Here is a 14,307-nt window from a genome sequence, read left to right on the forward strand (position 1 = left end):
TTTCAACAGATTAGAGCAATTCCGCCAAAGCCGTGTGACGGTCCCCGTTAGCAACCGGCAAAAGGACAACGACGATTGTCGATCGAATCGCCCAGCCAGGAAACGCCGATCGAACGAACGGCCTAGCGGCCGTCCGGCGTGCGCAGGCCGAACCACTTGTCCTTGACGGCATTGTAGTGCTCTTCAGGCCTGTACTTCGTCACCTGCAGCGCAAGCCGGTCGACAGACAGGCGGCCGATCGCCTGAAGGATGGCATAGCTTGCCACGACCACATCGTGTTCGGAATTGGCCTGGTTGATCTTGGCGGTAATCACGGTGGCCTGCGCATTGAGCACGTCAAGCGTCGTGCGCTGGCCGACATTGCGTTCCTCGATGACGCCGTTCAGCGCCAATTGTGCGGCGTCGATAACCTGCCTGTTGGCGGATACGCTTTGCTGCGCGGCGGTGTATTGAGACCATGCCGTGGCGACGGCCTGGCGTACCTGGTCGCGGGTGACGTCGACCTGGATGCGCGCTTGCCCCAGCGATTCCTTGTTCTGCCGCACGACCGCCGACGTCCGGCCGCCGGAATAGATCGGGATGGTCAGCGTCGCGCCAATATTGGCCGAGGTCGAATTGCCGTTGGAACCCGTCACGTCGGGGATGGCGTTGCGGTAGTTTTCCGAAACGCCGGCCGAAGCAGACAACTGCGGCAACAGCGCGCCCTCTGACGATTTAACCGAGAAGGCCGCGGCGTCGACCAGATGCTGAGTGGCGAGGATGGCCGGGTGCTCGGCCGAGCCGACGGCGATCGCCGCATCGAGGCTCGACGGCAGCAACCGACCCAATGGCGAAGCGGGCTTGAGCTTGCCAGGCTCGTCGCCGACGACCTGGTGATAGGTTGCAGCGCTGGCCAGCGCCTGCGCGCGGGCGGCACTGAGCGATGCCACCGCCGAAGCGCGTGACGCATCGGCCTGCGCGACGTCGGTGCGGGTGCCTTCGCCGACCTCGAAACGCGAGCGCGCGGCGCGCGCCTGCTCGCTCAGGAACTGCAGGTTCTGCTCGGTCAACACCGCGATCTGCCGGTCGCGAATCACGTCCATATAGGCCATGGCCGCGTTGAACAGCGTGTTTTCCTCGGTGTTGCGCAGGCTTTCTACCGACGCCTTGACCTGGGATTCGGCGGCCGCGACATTGTTCCTCGTCTGAAAGCCGTCGAACAGCGATTGATTGATTTGAATGCCGTAGCTGCCGCTTGTCAGCTTCGAACTGCCGCCGCCATTTGCCTGGCGTGTGTTCGTATAATCGATGTTGGCTGAACCTGTAACCGTCGGGCGCCAGCCCGACTTGGCGATGGCCACACTCTCGTCGGTGACACGCACGCCAGCGCGCGATGCATTCAGCGTGGAATTGTACTGATAGGCTTTTGAAAGCGCGCCGGTGATGGTTTCAGCCGAAGCAGCCAGTGGGGATAGCGCGGTCGCCGAAACAAGGACGGCGGTGAAAAGTGACTTACGTACTGACGGCACGGTATATCCCTCATTCGTTTTCCATGGGAACCGCGCCGCGCCGGCTTCTCCTTCCAGAGCAGGCGGCGTGGCGTGTGTATGTTCCCTGTCGCTCAACCCAAAGTGCCCCCAGTCTGGGATCAACAACGATCGTTCGAATGCAAGCGACCATGACAAGGTCTTTGCTGCAAGGCAAATCATTCAGAATTCGAAAGCATGCTCACGTTCGAACCCGGGTAGTGGCTTAATTGCCGCATTAAACGCCCTTCTCCCGGTTACAACCCCCCCGGCTTTGACAAAAAGTCGCGCCACGCCCGAATTGCCCTGGCCCTCGACCGCCACCAGGCGGCCGCCTTCGGCGAGCTGGTCGAGCAGCGCCGACGGCACTTTGCTGACACTGCCGCCGATGAATATGACCTGGTAAGGCGCCTTCGCGGCATGGCCTTGCGCCAGGGCGCCCTGAACCACGGTCACATTGCCGCAGCCAAGTCCAGACAGGGTCGACGCGGCGGTTTGCGCCAGTGCCGAATCGCTTTCGAGCGCCACGACGTATCTCGCCAGGCGAGACAGGATGGCCGAGGCGTAACCGGTGCCGCACCCCACATCGAGTGCCGAATCGGTCGGGTTGATCTCGGCCAGTTGCATCAGCTTGGCCAGCGGCGAAGCTTCCATCAGGTAACGCGGGCCATCGGCGCTATCGGCGATGCGGATGTCCTCGTCGATATAGGCCAGATCGCGCTGGCGATCGCCGACGAAAACCTCGCGCGGCACGGAAAGCATCGCGTCGAGCAACGGCGCGCTGGTCACGTCGGTGGTGCGAACCTGACCATCGACCATCTTGAGGCGAAGTTCGGAAAAATCAGCGCTCATGCTCCAACCAATCTGCTTGCCGCGTCAGAATCGCGGTTCATTTCGACCGGAACTTCAGGCTCCGGCGCCGACGCGCTGGAGCCCGGGTATTGGAGGCCTCGCCCGGAATCGAACCGGGGTGCAAGGATTTGCAGTCCTCTGCGTAACCACTCCGCCACGAGGCCTCATTGCTCCCGGCGTTCCACCCGGTTCCAATAGGTTGCGGCGAAAATGCCGTCAAGCGGCCACGCGCATTCCGAAACGGTTTCCTTGCGCCGCCTCCGCCCCCTCGGATCGCCGTCAGAGCCGCCCATTCACATTGGCAAACCGTTAAGCATGGCGGATGATCGCGCGAAACTCCGCGCACCGGCTTGCGTTGACAAACGGGAGGAATGCGCCATGGCCCTGGCCAAACCGAAGGACGAAACGCACGAAACCGAGAGCGTGCCGCTGCTGGGGTGCGAAGAATTGGTGCGCTACGCCATCGAGTGCCTGAGAATAGAAGGCACAGGCAGGCTTTCCCCCCGCGACCGGGCGCGCCTCGCCTCGGCTTCAGCCGTCCTGAAGGAGATCAGCGAAGACTTGGAGGCAGGCCAGCAACAGGACTCGGAAGAATCCAGCGACACCGAGGGACAGCGCGACGATTGATTCTGGTCGGAGGCCACCGCCGTGCGACATGCATCGGTATCAGCCGCTCAGTTCGGCCGGCGTCGCCGCTCCCACCAGACGACCAGGCGGCGCCGGTGGCGGCGCACCATGGCAAATTCGTAGGAGAGCACAAGCAGTCCGAGCGGCACCATCCAGAAGCCGAGGATCGGCAAGAACCCGAGAATGCCGCCAAGGGTCAATAGCACGCCGATCGTGATCCTGAGGCCGCGCGACTGCGGCATGGTGAATTCGCGCCCGAACACCGAGATCTTTCGTGCGGGTATCGGGTTTTCGTCCGCTGCCGTCATCGCGAAGAACTGCCTGTGTCAGGGCTCGACAATCTCATTTTACGAAAGCCGCGACCGCCCTTTCGGTTCCGCGCCCCGTTGCCAAGACGGCTAATATGAGGGTGGGCAAGACCGATTGCGAGAAACGCCTGAGCGAAAAAGTCTCGGAAAAATGCGAAATGCTTCTTTGCAAAGCCGAAACGGGTTTGCTATAGGCTGCGCCACTTGCTCAAAGAGCCTCCGTTCCCCGGTAGCTCAGTGGTAGAGCAACCGGCTGTTAACCGGTTGGTCGCTGGTTCGAATCCGGCCCGGGGAGCCAAAATCTTTTTATCGACTTAACGCCTTTCCTTATCCTGGAAATGCGATGCCCTGCCGCTAGGGCTACATATTGGCTACATCGGCGGAATCTATAACCTTCGTGTTCTTTCCTTTTCCGTTCGATAAGCCTTTCCTTTTCCGTGCGATAAGATAGCGCTGGCCGCACTTATTGAGGCGCTGACAGCATTCGTCATGTCCGTCTACTTCTGGAGGCGGCAATTCAGAACGATCGTAACGGCGATGGTGAAGACCCATCATGGCGGCGACACCGGAATCACCTACAATCTCGTGTTGCTCAACTCGGGCACAATCCCAGCCAAGAATATCAAGCTGACGGGCGCCGATCACGTGGCATTAGAAGCTGCTCTCGGGACAGGCGCCGATGATGGGACTAGAAAACTCTGGTTAGCCTGTTTTGATCCGGGCACACAAATTCTGATCCTACACAACGGCGAAAAAGCTTCTTGTTGGTTTGGCACGACGACCAGAAACAAAGCTACTGGAGGCCGAAGGCGCAATTTCCAATCCGTATCGACAAGGCTGGTTCGGAGCGGAGTACCATCAACTTCAGACCCTACAGATTGCCGACTCCGACAACTTCACCGGAGGAATGTGGGCGCCAGTCAAATAGAAGCCCGGGCAGGCCAGTCCGCTCAGCCGTTCCGCCGCGCATCCACCCCCAAATAAGTCCTCCGTTCCATATTGCCATATTAGCAAAAGCGCATATATCTTGCCATGCGGCGCCTAGATTGGAGTTCCAGATGGGCGGGCATAAGGGCTGGCATGATGCTATTCACGACCATCAGGTCGAATGTTTCGCTTCGGAGAACGGTTTGACAGCGGACGTGGTCTGGGAGTTGATCCTAAAACACGGTAACAACCGCAAGGCGGTGATCAAAGCCGCGCAGGGCTTAAAAGGTGATGTCAGGCTACACGGCCGATCAACACCCCGCTCCCCTGTCGAGCCGACGTCGACCCTGACGATGAGCGTGGGCCGACGAAAACAATAGCCGGCTTGCCGAAGCAGGGCGCGGCGGCTGCTGCTGATGCTAGGCCAAGGACAGATGAGCCCGCCACCGTAGCGGGGGTTTGCCATGGCTGCGATTCGACCAGTATGAGACTGCGGGCAGCGACACCTCTGGGCAGTGCCGCTGCCGTCGTCTCGGTTAGGCGGCCACCCCACCGCGGCCTGATTTGGTGCCGCTCATCCAGGGCAGCGGAGCAAGCGGCTCCTGCAGCATCTTGACGGATCTCGCGAACCCAGCGACGGCATCGCGCGCGACCGACAGTGGTATCTGGCCATCGTAAGCACGCTGGCAAGCCCGGAAGGCCGTTTCGAAAATCGGGCCTCGACGCTCCCGCGGCCACTCGTCCAGGAAATCGAATGCATCCTCAAGGCTTCCTATTTCTTGGATGAACTGGCCATCCTTCACCAGCACCGGCCGATCGAATGTCCTGTCGCTCATATAGTCCTCCATTCAGTTGAGCGAGTTAGTTTGTTTCAGCTTTTCACGCGACGGCATGCTCAGCCACCGCGAACATGCCACCATCCCCACATCTGGGTGGGACTCCGGCATATGCCGGAACCGGTGGCGGATCGTCGTCATCGTCATCTCGCCAGGGGTACCGCAGCCAGTAGCGCCTCGTTTTGTTGCGACGCCGGTCCGAGGATTGATTGCGATCAAACGGTGCCCTGGCGGGCGGCTTGCGCGCAATCTCGTCCAAGGTGTGGAGCGCACGAAGAATCTCGCTGACCTGCGCAGTCGCACCGTTGTCCAATTGACGTAGGGTTGGTTTGTCAGGAACCGCATGGGCGTCCGAGGCCCAGAAGGCGAGCAGAGCCCTCTTCTCGCCAATCGCCATGTTCTCGTTCAGGACGTCCTCGGGCGTACGCAGCGCAGCGAATTCCGCTGCGTAATCCGTCGGTTTGGATTCATGAAAACTGTAAGCTTGCGATCTCATCTCCGTTCTCCGCGATCTGTGCCTCCCGGCCGAGCCGGGAGGCGGACCACAGACTGAGGTTTCCTGTATCAGGCCACCTTGCGTTGCGGCCCGGCATCCACATCTATGGACTGCTTGTTGCCGCCATCCTGAAGCGGAACCGCTGCGGCGTTGGAACCGATCTCGATGCGCCGGGGCTTGAGTTCCTCGGGCACTTCGCGGACGAGGTCCACCGACAGCAGGCCATTATGGATATTGGCCGCCTTGACCTTGACGTGGTCTGCAAGTTTGAACACCTGCTTGAAGTTACCCATCGCCAGGCCCCGGTGGAGGATTTCCCGATGTTGCTGATCGGGCTTTCTCTGTCCGATGACCGACAATTCAGGGCCGTTCTGCACAAGGTCCACTTCGTCGAGACCGAAGCCGGCGACGGCCATCGTGATACGATAATCGTTGTCGCCATTCTTCTCGATATTGTAGGGCGGCCAGTCGGAGCGCACGCTGTTTTCGAGCATGTCGAAGAGCCGGTCGAAGCCGACCGTGGTGCGGTAAAGAGGCGAATAATCAAAGCTTCTCATAGCCATATCCTCCGTGAAGCAACATGGTTTACGGGTCGCCGCAGCGTCGCCGCGACGCGGTATGTCGAGCCGAAGCCTCGACGAAAAACGATCTGGGAATCACGATTTTTTTGTTCAAGAGGTCGCCCGAAATTTTTTTGAAGTGGCACCACGGCCATTCATGACCGGGCATGCATCAGACCTTGCGGCGACAGCCTTCCGGTTAGAAGCGGGTGAGGAATATGGCCCGGGTGGATCAACTGCCGGTGCAAATGCACGCCAGTTCGGCCTCTGGTCACGAGCGACCTTGCACGCTGCCGCCGCCGCGCGATAGATGCGTCGGTCAAGGGAGGACATCGTGCGGAAAATCCTGGCATCAGCATTGCTGCTCACGGCAGCATCGTTCGCGACCGGCGCTCATGCGCTGGACAGCAGCGGAACCCCGGTCGTCGTGACGCCACTCGCATCACGCACCACCACTGCATCGGGGCAGCCGATCACGCTGCCACGGAAGAACGTGCAGGTGTTGGTCTCGGCCTATGACATCGCGCCCGGCGCGACCTTGCCGGTCCATCGCCATCCGTTCCCGCGCTACGCCTATGTCGAGGCTGGAACGCTGAAGGTTACCAATGTCGAAACCGGCAACAGCAACACCTACAAGACTGGTGATTTCATCATTGAAATGATCGGGCAGTTGCACCAGGCCACCAACATTGGCGACGGGCCGGTCAAGCTCCTGGTGATCGATCAGGTCGAGGAAGGCGCCAAGAATACCGAATTGCGACAGTAGCCACCAGGTTGCATAGGTGTTTGCAGCGGGCGGGAAGGAAATGCGCCGCCCGCCCCTCGCCTCGTGGACCAGCCCCATTTGAACCAGGCGCTCAGCCCCAGGCGCCAACCGGCTGCCGGGTCGTCGCGTTCAGCCTATTGAAGGCGTTGATCACGGCGATCTGGATGACCAGTGCGGCAAGCGCCTTCTCGTCATAGCGCCGGGCCGCCTCCTCCCAGACATCGTCCGGCACCGCGTCCGGCCGGTCGGCGAGCCTTGTGCCGGCTTCTGCCAGCGCCAATGCCGCGCGTTCGGCGTCGGTGAAATAAGGCGTTTCCCTCCAGGCCGCGAGGGCAAAGATGCGCTCGTCCTTCTCGCCGGCTTTCTTGAGTTCGCGCGCGTGCATGTCGACGCAGACGCTGCAGCTGTTGATCTGACTGGCGCGCAGATGCACGAGCTTGCGTGTCGCATAGGGCAGGTCCGCTGCCTCGGTCGACTTGTCCAGCGCCAGAAACGCCTGCAGGGCGCCTGGGATGAGCATCACCGGGTTCTTGATTCTCGCTTGCATGTGTCTTCTCCTTTTGAACTGTTCTCCGGGCGTGTTTTCCCGGCCCGGACGCCCTCGCATCCAGGGATTCGACTTGATGAAACTGTTAGCTGCCTGCCGCGTGTCAGGTCTGTTTTGAGGTAACCTGTTCGAGCCGTTCGAGAATGCGCGGCCAGCCACTTCCCATGCCGATATAGCCACGCTCGTCGGCGGGCCGGAATCCCGACTGCTCCATTCGCACCCGGGTCGCCATCCCCTCGGGTGTCAGTGACCACGTCACCACGGTTTTCAACCCACTGTCCGATTCCGTTCCATCGCCCCAGCTATAAGCCAGCAGCCGCGGCGCCTCGACTTTCAGCACCACGCAGTTCGTCACCCCGGACCATCCGGGAACTGGCGTCGCACGGAATGTGAAGCGATGCCCCTCTAGGGCAGCGAAGTCATTCTGCATGAACCATTCGCCGACGAGTGCCGGCACGGTCAGTGCTCGCCATATCTTTTCGGCCGAATATGGAATCAGCCTCTCGACGACGATCGATTTGGTTTCCGTCATGCCTTGATCCTCTCGTTGCTGTCGTGGTGCCATGCGCAAAATCATAACCCGCCAGCTATGTATCATCCATAACCCTGCAGTTATGCGACTGTCAAGAATGGAATCTGCCGTCTGGTCCAGTGGCGGCGTAGCGTTCACGCTTCCGCGCCCGGCGCCCGGGTGCTAGGGCTTGCGTAACACCATGGATTGGATCGCCCCTTGACCCCAAAAATTCGCCCGCCGCTTATCGAAATCTGTGTCGAGGGCATTGATGGCCTGCTCGCCGCGCAGGCTGCCGGAGCCGACCGGGTCGAACTCTGCGCCAGCCTTGTCGAAGGCGGCACTACGCCGAGCCTCGGCACCGTGCGCGCCGCTCTCGACCGGGCGACCGTGCCGTTTCATGTCATGGTACGGCCGCGCGGCGGAGATTTTCTCTACAGCGAGACCGAATACCGCTCCATGCTCGCCGACGTCGCCGCGCTCCGCGAACTGGGCGTGCCCGGCGTGGTGTTCGGCTGCCTGAACCCCGACGGCGCGATCGACGAGCAGCGCATGCGCGAATTGACCGAGGCCGCAGGCCCCTTGAACGTCACCTGCCACCGCGCCTTCGATATGGCGCGCGATCCGGCCGAAGCCCTGGAAGCGCTGATCCGCTGCAGGGTCGGTCGCGTGCTGACCAGCGGCCAGCGCGACACGGCGATCGAAGGCCTGGCATTGCTGCAAGAGCTGGTCCGGCTGGCCGGCGAGCGCATCATCATCCTCGGTTGCGGCGGGCTCGATCTCGGCAATATCGCCGAGGTGCGCGCAAGGACCGGCCTGGCCGAAATGCACTTCGCCGCCCTCAAGGACGTGTCGAGCGCCATGCGCTACCGCAATCCGAAGGTCGGCATGGGCGGCTCCGATCTCGACCGCGAGTATCGCAACACGCTGACCGATACAGCGCTGGTGGCGGCGACAATAGCGGCGGCCAAGGAATGACCTCGCCCATAAACCGCATTGCGCAGGCCGACGAAGCGGCCATACTGGCGCTCAACAACGAGCACGCCGCCGAATTGTCCTGGCTTGAAGCCGAACGGCTGTCGTTCCTGCTCGGCGAGGCCTTTTACGCGCGCCGCATCGGCGATCTCGAAGCCTTCATCATGACCTTCGACCAGGATGCGAATTACGACAGCCCGAACTTCGTCTGGTTCCGCGAGCGCTACATCAGCTTCATCTATGTCGACCGCGTCGTCGTGGCGGCGCACGCAAGAGGCCGCGGCCATGCTCGCCGGCTTTATCGGGACCTGTTCGACCACGCGCGGAGCGCCGGCCACGCGCTGGTCACCTGCGAGGTCAACACCGACCCGCCCAACCCCGCCTCGGACGCTTTCCACGCCGCACTCGGCTTCGCCGAAGTCGGCGACGCGGTGATCCACGGCGGTAAGAAGGCGGTGCGCTATTACGTCAGGCAGATAGCCACCTGATCGGGTGGCAACCGCCGACTCGCCTGGACGTTGCGCCAACCCGGAAAACAGCTAAGCGCTTTCTGGAGAAAAGGACCTCGCGGTCGTGCGGCTATCGTCTGGCCACTACCAAAACAATCGGGCGGCTCACCAATTGCGGTTGAGCCATTCGCGTGCCGGGCGCTCGATGAGGTAGTAGCTGCAGAGCGCGCAGGCAAAAACCCCGGCCAGCATCGGCCATGGATTGCTGCCCTGCTCGTAGACGAATTTGTAGAAGGGCTGCTGCCACAGATAGAGCGAATATGACCATAGACCCAGCGTCGTCATCGGCAGGGACGACAGCCATCCGGACAAGAACCGCGTGCTGAAATCCAGCGCGTTGACGGCAATCGCCAGCAATGGCACCGCGAGCAGGTAGTGGATCGGTGTCGGTACCGAGTCCATGAACAGGCAAACCGCGCCGACGGCCGCCGCAACGGCGACATAAGGCCCCTTCAGCAAGGTCGGCAGCTTGCCGTCCGCTTTGAGCAGGCAGATCGCGGCCGACAGCAGGATCGAGGCGATGTGCACGTCGGTGCGCCAGTACGTGGTTTCATAATCCATGTGCAGGACCCAGTAGGAAACCGCGCCATTGATCATGGCCAGCAGAGCCAGGACCAGCAGCAGCGGGATGACACGGCTGCGGCTGGCAACGACTGCGCTGATCGCCGCCAGGATGATGTAGGCATGCTCTTCGATGCAGAGCGACCAGATGTGGTCGAGCGCGCCGGCCCGATTCAAGAGAATTCCGGCATAGTTGTAGGTGAAGGTCAGCGCCGTCAGGGCCGCCTTCCATTTGAAGGCGATGAACGTGCCTGAGAGCGTGATCATGGCGACGACGACAAAGACCAGAAGCGCCGGATAGATGCGCGAGAACCGGCGTTTGAAAAATTTCTTCAGCGGATAGCGTTCGATAAATAGGATTTCGGCCATCAGCCGGCCGCTGAGCACGAAGAAGAATTCGACGCCCAGCACGCCCAGATTGATCCCGGGAACGGGAAAAAAATGCCCGATTAGCACCAGCGCGATCGACATACCGCGCCAGCCATCGAGATAGGCCAGTCTTGTCCTGGCCGTTCGCTCGACGATCGCTCGGGGCGGAACCAGATGGGTCGCGGAAATTTCGGACATGCCGATCCCTTCGCATTGTAATGCGAGCCGATCCCTTCGCATTGTAATGCGAGCCGATCCCTTCGCATTGTAATGCGAGCCGATCCCTTCGCATTGTAATGCGAGCCGATCCCTTCGCATTGNGCCGATCCCTTCGCATTGTAATGCGAGCCGATCCCTTCGCATTGTAATGCGAGCCGATCCCTTCGCATTGTAATGCGAAAGGCACGGCCAATTCCCGAACCCGGCTCGCATTCCCGCACTGATCTATACTGCAGTGCAATATAAGTTTGTGCAAGTGCGAGATTGTCGCTGATGCATATCCCCGGCGGCATGGGCCGGAATTGCCTCAAGCAAGGATGGGCACGGCCGCCGGGAACCGAGCAACTACAGTCGCCGGGAATGAAAACGGGGCCGTGACAGCCCGTTGCCTCGTCCGTAATCGATCTTGCGTCAGGCGTTCGCTGCCGCCACCGCGCGCTTGGCCATGACCGTGATCAGATCGGCACGGTAGTCCGATGAAGCGTGAATGTCGCTCATCAGGTTCTTTGCCGGCACTTTCACACCATTGAGCGAAGCGGCATCGAAGCTTTTGGCAAGTGCTGCCTCGATCTCCTTCGAGCGGAAGACGCCGTCGTCGCCGGCGCCGGTGACGGCAACACTGACGCCGTCCTTGCCCTTGGCCACGAACACGCCGACGATCGCGTAGCGCGAGGCCGGATTGCGGAATTTTTCGTACGCTGCCTTCGCCGGTGCCGTAAAGGAGACCGCCGTGACGATCTCGCCGTCCTTCAAGGACGTTTCGAACAGCCCCTTGAAGAACTTGTCGGCCGACATCTCGCGCTTGTTGGTGATGATAGTGGCGCCGAGCGCCAGAAGTGCCGCCGGGTAGTCCGCCGCCGGATCGTTATTGGCGATCGAACCGCCGATCGTGCCCTTGTGGCGTACCGCCGGATCGCCGATCAGCGACGCCAGATGGGCAAGTGCCGGACAGGCCTTGCGCAGCTTCTCGTCATTGGCGACGTCGAAATGCGTGGTGGCGGCGCCGATCGTGACCGTCTTGCCTGATACCTTGACCCCCTGCAGTTCCTTGATGCGGGACAGGTCAACGAGATCGGACGGCGCCGCCAGCCGCGTCTTCATGGCGGGGATCAAGGTCATGCCGCCCGAGAGCAGCTTGGCGTCGCCATTCTTCACGAGCTTGGCGGCTTCAGTGAGCGAGGCGGCACGGTGGTAGTTGACTGCGTACATGGGATCCTCCCCCTAAGTGGTTAGTCAGCAGTGAGTAGTCAGTAGGGAGCAGGGAATGGCCGCTGCCGGAGGTGGCACGCTGCCCGTATCCGCAACTCACTACTTCCCTACTCACTCATTTCGCGGCGCGGATCGCGGCCCACACGGTGGACGGTGTGGCCGGCATGGCTATATCGACGATGCCGATGGCGTCGGTAATGGCATTGATCACTGCCGGCGGCGAGCCGATGGCACCGGCCTCTCCGCAGCCTTTGATCCCGAGTGGGTTGCTCGGACATGGCGTGTTCGACGTCGAGACCTTGAACGACGGCAGGTCGCCGGCACGCGGCATGGTGTAATCCATGTAGCTTGCCGTCAGCAGTTGCCCGCTGGCATCGTAGTGAGCGCCTTCCAGCAGCGCCTGGCCGACGCCCTGGGCGATGCCGCCGTGCACCTGGCCTTCGACGATCATCGGATTGATGATGTTGCCGAAATCGTCCGCAGCCACGAACTGGACGATCTCGGTCGTTCCGGTTTCCGGATCGATCTCGACCTCGCAGATATAGCAGCCCGCCGGGAAGGTGAAGTTCGCCGGATCGTAGAACGCCGTTTCCTTCAGGCCTGGCTCCATGCCGGCCGGCAAATTGTGCGCGGTATAGGCGGCCAAAGCCACCTGGAACCACGGCAGGCTCTTGTCGGTGCCGGCGACCTTGACTTCGCCGTTCTCGATGACGATATCGCCCTCGTCGGCTTCGAGCAGGTGGGCGGCGATCTTCTTGGCCTTGGCCTCGACCTTGTCGAGCGCCTTGGCAATCGCCGACATGCCGACCGCGCCCGAGCGCGAGCCGTAAGTACCCATGCCCATCTGCACCTTGTCGGTGTCGCCGTGGACGATCGACACCGAATCGATCGGCACCCCGAAACGCTGGTTGACCAGTTGCGCGAAGGTCGTCTCGTGCCCCTGGCCATGGCTGTGCGAGCCGGTCAGCACCTCGATCGTGCCGACGGCGTTGACCCTTACCTCAGCCGATTCCCACAGGCCCACGCCGGCGCCGAGCGAACCGACAGCCGCCGACGGAGCGATGCCGCAGGCCTCGATGTAGCAGCTCATGCCAATGCCGCGTAGCTTGCCATTCCTGACCGAATCCGCCTTGCGCCCGGCAAAGCCGGTATAGTCAGCGGTCTTCATCGCCGCATCGAGCGAAGCGCCATAGTCCCCGGCGTCATAGTTCATGATCACCGGTGTCTGGTGTGGAAACGTGGTGATGAAATTCTTGCGCCTAAGGTCTGCCGGAGAGACGCCGAGCTCGCGTGCCGCCGCTTCCATGGTGCGTTCCAGAAGATAGGTGGCTTCCGGACGCCCTGCCCCGCGATAGGCATCGACGGGTGCCGTGTTGGTATAGACAGTGCGCACATTGGCGTGGATGGCCGGGATGTCATATTGGCCCGACAGCAGCGTTGCATAGAGATAGGTTGGCACACAGGACGAGAACAGCGACATATAGGCGCCGAGATTGGCGATCGTATCGACCTTGAGACCGGTAATCCTGTTGTTCTTGTCGAACGCCATTTCCACCGTCGAGACGTGGTCTCGGCCATGCGCGTCGGTGAGGAAGCTCTCGGTGCGATCGGCGACCCATTTGACCGGCACGCCGGTCTTCTTCGAGGCCCACAGGCAGACGATCTCTTCCGGGTAGATATAGATCTTGGAACCGAAGCCGCCGCCGACATCCGGCGCGATCACGCGCAGCTTGTTTTCAGGTGCGACATTGTAGAAGGCGCTCATCACCAGCCGCGCGACATGCGGGTTTTGCGATGTCGTCCAGCAGGTGTAATGATCCTCGGCCCTGTCGTAATGGCCAAGTGCGGCGCGCGGCTCCATGGCGTTCGGCACCAGCCGGTTGTTGACGATCTTCATGCGCGTGACATGCGCCGCCGCCCCGATGGCGGCGTCCGTGGCTTTGGCATCGCCGATCTCCCAGTCGAAGATCAGGTTGTTTTCGGCCTCGGCATGGACCTGCGGGGCGCCCTTTTCGAGCGCCTTGGTCGCATCGGCGACCGCCTTCAATTCCTTGTAGGTGATCTCGACCGCCTCGGCCGCATCGCGTGCCTGGCCCTTGGTTTCAGCCACCACCACGACGACCGCATCGCCGACATAACGGACCTTGTCGACGGCCAGCGGCGACCATGCGCCCATCTTCATGGGCGTGCCGTCCTTGGAATGGATCATCCAGCCGCAGATGAGATTGCCGATGCCGTCGGCCTTGAGTTCCTTGCCGGTCAAGACGCCGATGACGCCCGGCATGCCTTGAGCCGCTTTCACGTCGATCTTCTTGATCTGCGCATGAGCGTGCGGGCTGCGAACGAAGGCCGCATGCTTCATGCCGGGCACCACCATGTCGTCGACATAGCGGCCGGCGCCGGTGATGAACCTTTTGTCTTCCTTGCGCGCGACCCGAGCGCCGACACCTTCGATACCCATGCAAAGATTCCTCCCGAAAAGTGAATAGGAAGTGTGAATAGGAAGTAGTGAGGACAGCCGCCGGTTCAG

At 61.4% G+C, this 14,307-nt stretch carries 16 protein-coding genes and 2 tRNA genes; 6 read left to right on the top strand and 12 right to left on the bottom strand.

The window, feature by feature from the left end:
- Positions 1-122: 122 nt before the first annotated feature.
- The 3 genes from X739_RS164905 to X739_RS164895 form a co-directional block, all read right to left on the bottom strand.
- On the bottom strand, positions 123-1,508 hold the full coding sequence (locus tag X739_RS164905; RefSeq protein ID WP_023769946.1) for a TolC family outer membrane protein: 1,386 nt from the start codon (positions 1,506-1,508) through the stop codon (positions 123-125).
- Positions 1,509-1,688: 180 nt separating this feature from the next.
- A complete protein-coding gene (locus tag X739_RS164900; RefSeq protein ID WP_023769945.1) occupies positions 1,689-2,357 on the bottom strand; it encodes a protein-L-isoaspartate O-methyltransferase in 669 nt (222 codons plus the stop codon).
- Between the two features lie 90 nt (positions 2,358-2,447).
- A tRNA-Cys gene (locus X739_RS164895) sits at positions 2,448-2,521 on the bottom strand.
- Between the two features lie 214 nt (positions 2,522-2,735).
- Here X739_RS164895 and X739_RS164890 point away from each other — a divergent pair.
- Positions 2,736-2,984 carry a hypothetical protein gene (locus X739_RS164890; protein ID WP_156939332.1) on the top strand — a complete coding sequence of 83 codons (249 nt, stop codon included), beginning with the start codon at positions 2,736-2,738 and terminating at the stop codon, positions 2,982-2,984.
- Positions 2,985-3,031: 47 nt separating this feature from the next.
- Here the strand turns inward: X739_RS164890 and X739_RS164885 are convergent, their stop codons facing one another.
- Positions 3,032-3,292, bottom strand: coding sequence for a hypothetical protein (locus tag X739_RS164885; protein WP_023769943.1), 261 nt, complete (start codon positions 3,290-3,292; stop codon positions 3,032-3,034).
- A gap of 223 nt (positions 3,293-3,515) precedes the next feature.
- Between X739_RS164885 and X739_RS164880 the strand changes: the two genes are divergently transcribed.
- Together X739_RS164880 and X739_RS0133575 are read left to right on the top strand one after the other, a co-directional pair.
- A tRNA-Asn gene (locus X739_RS164880) sits at positions 3,516-3,590 on the top strand.
- Between the two features lie 760 nt (positions 3,591-4,350).
- A complete protein-coding gene (locus tag X739_RS0133575) occupies positions 4,351-4,599 on the top strand; it encodes a hypothetical protein (protein ID WP_031251909.1) in 249 nt (82 codons plus the stop codon).
- A 156-nt stretch (positions 4,600-4,755) separates the two neighbouring features.
- Here X739_RS0133575 and X739_RS164875 read toward each other — a convergent pair whose 3' ends face one another.
- The 3 genes from X739_RS164875 to X739_RS164865 all read right to left on the bottom strand — a co-directional run bounded on the left by X739_RS164875 (position 4,756) and on the right by X739_RS164865 (position 6,108).
- Positions 4,756-5,055, bottom strand: coding sequence for a DUF982 domain-containing protein (locus X739_RS164875; RefSeq protein WP_023791605.1), 300 nt, complete (start codon positions 5,053-5,055; stop codon positions 4,756-4,758).
- 43 nt (positions 5,056-5,098) lie between these two features.
- Entirely contained in the window at positions 5,099-5,551 is a 453-nt protein-coding gene (locus X739_RS164870) for a hypothetical protein (RefSeq protein ID WP_023769940.1), read from the bottom strand.
- Between the two features lie 68 nt (positions 5,552-5,619).
- A complete protein-coding gene (locus X739_RS164865; protein WP_023791610.1) occupies positions 5,620-6,108 on the bottom strand; it encodes an Hsp20 family protein in 489 nt (162 codons plus the stop codon).
- A 337-nt stretch (positions 6,109-6,445) separates the two neighbouring features.
- Here X739_RS164865 and X739_RS164860 point away from each other — a divergent pair, with 337 nt between their 5' ends.
- Positions 6,446-6,877 (top strand): cupin domain-containing protein, encoded by a 432-nt coding sequence (locus X739_RS164860; protein WP_023791614.1) that lies wholly within the window; start codon positions 6,446-6,448, stop codon positions 6,875-6,877.
- 91 nt (positions 6,878-6,968) lie between these two features.
- On the opposite strand, the gene X739_RS164855 is transcribed toward X739_RS164860, so the two are convergent.
- Positions 6,969-7,424, bottom strand: a complete 456-nt coding sequence (locus tag X739_RS164855) for a carboxymuconolactone decarboxylase family protein (protein WP_023769937.1) — start codon at positions 7,422-7,424, stop codon at positions 6,969-6,971.
- 103 nt (positions 7,425-7,527) lie between these two features.
- Positions 7,528-7,956: an SRPBCC domain-containing protein gene (locus X739_RS164850; protein WP_023769936.1), complete on the bottom strand. Its 429-nt coding sequence runs from the start codon at positions 7,954-7,956 to the stop codon at positions 7,528-7,530.
- A 198-nt stretch (positions 7,957-8,154) separates the two neighbouring features.
- Between X739_RS164850 and X739_RS164845 the strand changes: the two genes are divergently transcribed.
- Positions 8,155-8,913 carry a copper homeostasis protein CutC gene (locus tag X739_RS164845; RefSeq protein WP_023769935.1) on the top strand — a complete coding sequence of 253 codons (759 nt, stop codon included), beginning with the start codon at positions 8,155-8,157 and terminating at the stop codon, positions 8,911-8,913.
- The gene (locus tag X739_RS164840; RefSeq protein WP_023769934.1) at positions 8,910-9,398 is read left to right on the top strand and encodes a GNAT family N-acetyltransferase; all 489 of its coding nucleotides are present in this window, start codon (positions 8,910-8,912) and stop codon (positions 9,396-9,398) included. Before X739_RS164845 ends, X739_RS164840 begins: the two co-directional genes overlap by 4 nt.
- 126 nt (positions 9,399-9,524) lie before the next feature.
- Here the strand turns inward: X739_RS164840 and X739_RS164835 are convergent, their stop codons facing one another.
- The 3 genes from X739_RS164835 to X739_RS164825 all read right to left on the bottom strand — a co-directional run bounded on the left by X739_RS164835 (position 9,525) and on the right by X739_RS164825 (position 14,238).
- Positions 9,525-10,547 (bottom strand): acyltransferase, encoded by a 1,023-nt coding sequence (locus X739_RS164835; protein WP_023791620.1) that lies wholly within the window; start codon positions 10,545-10,547, stop codon positions 9,525-9,527.
- A 432-nt stretch (positions 10,548-10,979) separates the two neighbouring features.
- Positions 10,980-11,777: a xanthine dehydrogenase family protein subunit M gene (locus X739_RS164830; protein ID WP_023791623.1), complete on the bottom strand. Its 798-nt coding sequence runs from the start codon at positions 11,775-11,777 to the stop codon at positions 10,980-10,982.
- 115 nt (positions 11,778-11,892) lie between these two features.
- Positions 11,893-14,238, bottom strand: a complete 2,346-nt coding sequence (locus X739_RS164825) for a xanthine dehydrogenase family protein molybdopterin-binding subunit (RefSeq protein WP_023791627.1) — start codon at positions 14,236-14,238, stop codon at positions 11,893-11,895.
- Positions 14,239-14,307: the final 69 nt, after the last annotated feature.

The organism is Mesorhizobium sp. LNHC209A00 (genome assembly GCF_000502915.1).
Taxonomy (GTDB): Bacteria; Pseudomonadota; Alphaproteobacteria; order Rhizobiales; family Rhizobiaceae; genus Mesorhizobium.

Bases quoted from the DNA above. Each gene is read 5' to 3' on its own strand.
- X739_RS164900 (WP_023769945.1), bottom strand. From the start codon at position 2,357: ATGAGCGCTGATTTTTCCGAACTTCGCCTCAAGATGGTCGATGGTCAG.
- X739_RS164840 (WP_023769934.1), top strand. From the start codon at position 8,910: ATGACCTCGCCCATAAACCGCATTGCGCAGGCCGACGAAGCGGCCATA.
- X739_RS164875 (WP_023791605.1), bottom strand. From the start codon at position 5,055: ATGAGCGACAGGACATTCGATCGGCCGGTGCTGGTGAAGGATGGCCAG.
- X739_RS0133575 (WP_031251909.1), top strand. From the start codon at position 4,351: ATGGGCGGGCATAAGGGCTGGCATGATGCTATTCACGACCATCAGGTC.
- X739_RS164890 (WP_156939332.1), top strand. From the start codon at position 2,736: ATGGCCCTGGCCAAACCGAAGGACGAAACGCACGAAACCGAGAGCGTG.
- X739_RS164885 (WP_023769943.1), bottom strand. From the start codon at position 3,292: ATGACGGCAGCGGACGAAAACCCGATACCCGCACGAAAGATCTCGGTG.
- X739_RS164835 (WP_023791620.1), bottom strand. From the start codon at position 10,547: ATGTCCGAAATTTCCGCGACCCATCTGGTTCCGCCCCGAGCGATCGTC.
- X739_RS164850 (WP_023769936.1), bottom strand. From the start codon at position 7,956: ATGACGGAAACCAAATCGATCGTCGTCGAGAGGCTGATTCCATATTCG.
- X739_RS164855 (WP_023769937.1), bottom strand. From the start codon at position 7,424: ATGCAAGCGAGAATCAAGAACCCGGTGATGCTCATCCCAGGCGCCCTG.
- X739_RS164865 (WP_023791610.1), bottom strand. From the start codon at position 6,108: ATGAGAAGCTTTGATTATTCGCCTCTTTACCGCACCACGGTCGGCTTC.
- X739_RS164830 (WP_023791623.1), bottom strand. From the start codon at position 11,777: ATGTACGCAGTCAACTACCACCGTGCCGCCTCGCTCACTGAAGCCGCC.
- X739_RS164870 (WP_023769940.1), bottom strand. From the start codon at position 5,551: ATGAGATCGCAAGCTTACAGTTTTCATGAATCCAAACCGACGGATTAC.
- X739_RS164825 (WP_023791627.1), bottom strand. From the start codon at position 14,238: ATGGGTATCGAAGGTGTCGGCGCTCGGGTCGCGCGCAAGGAAGACAAA.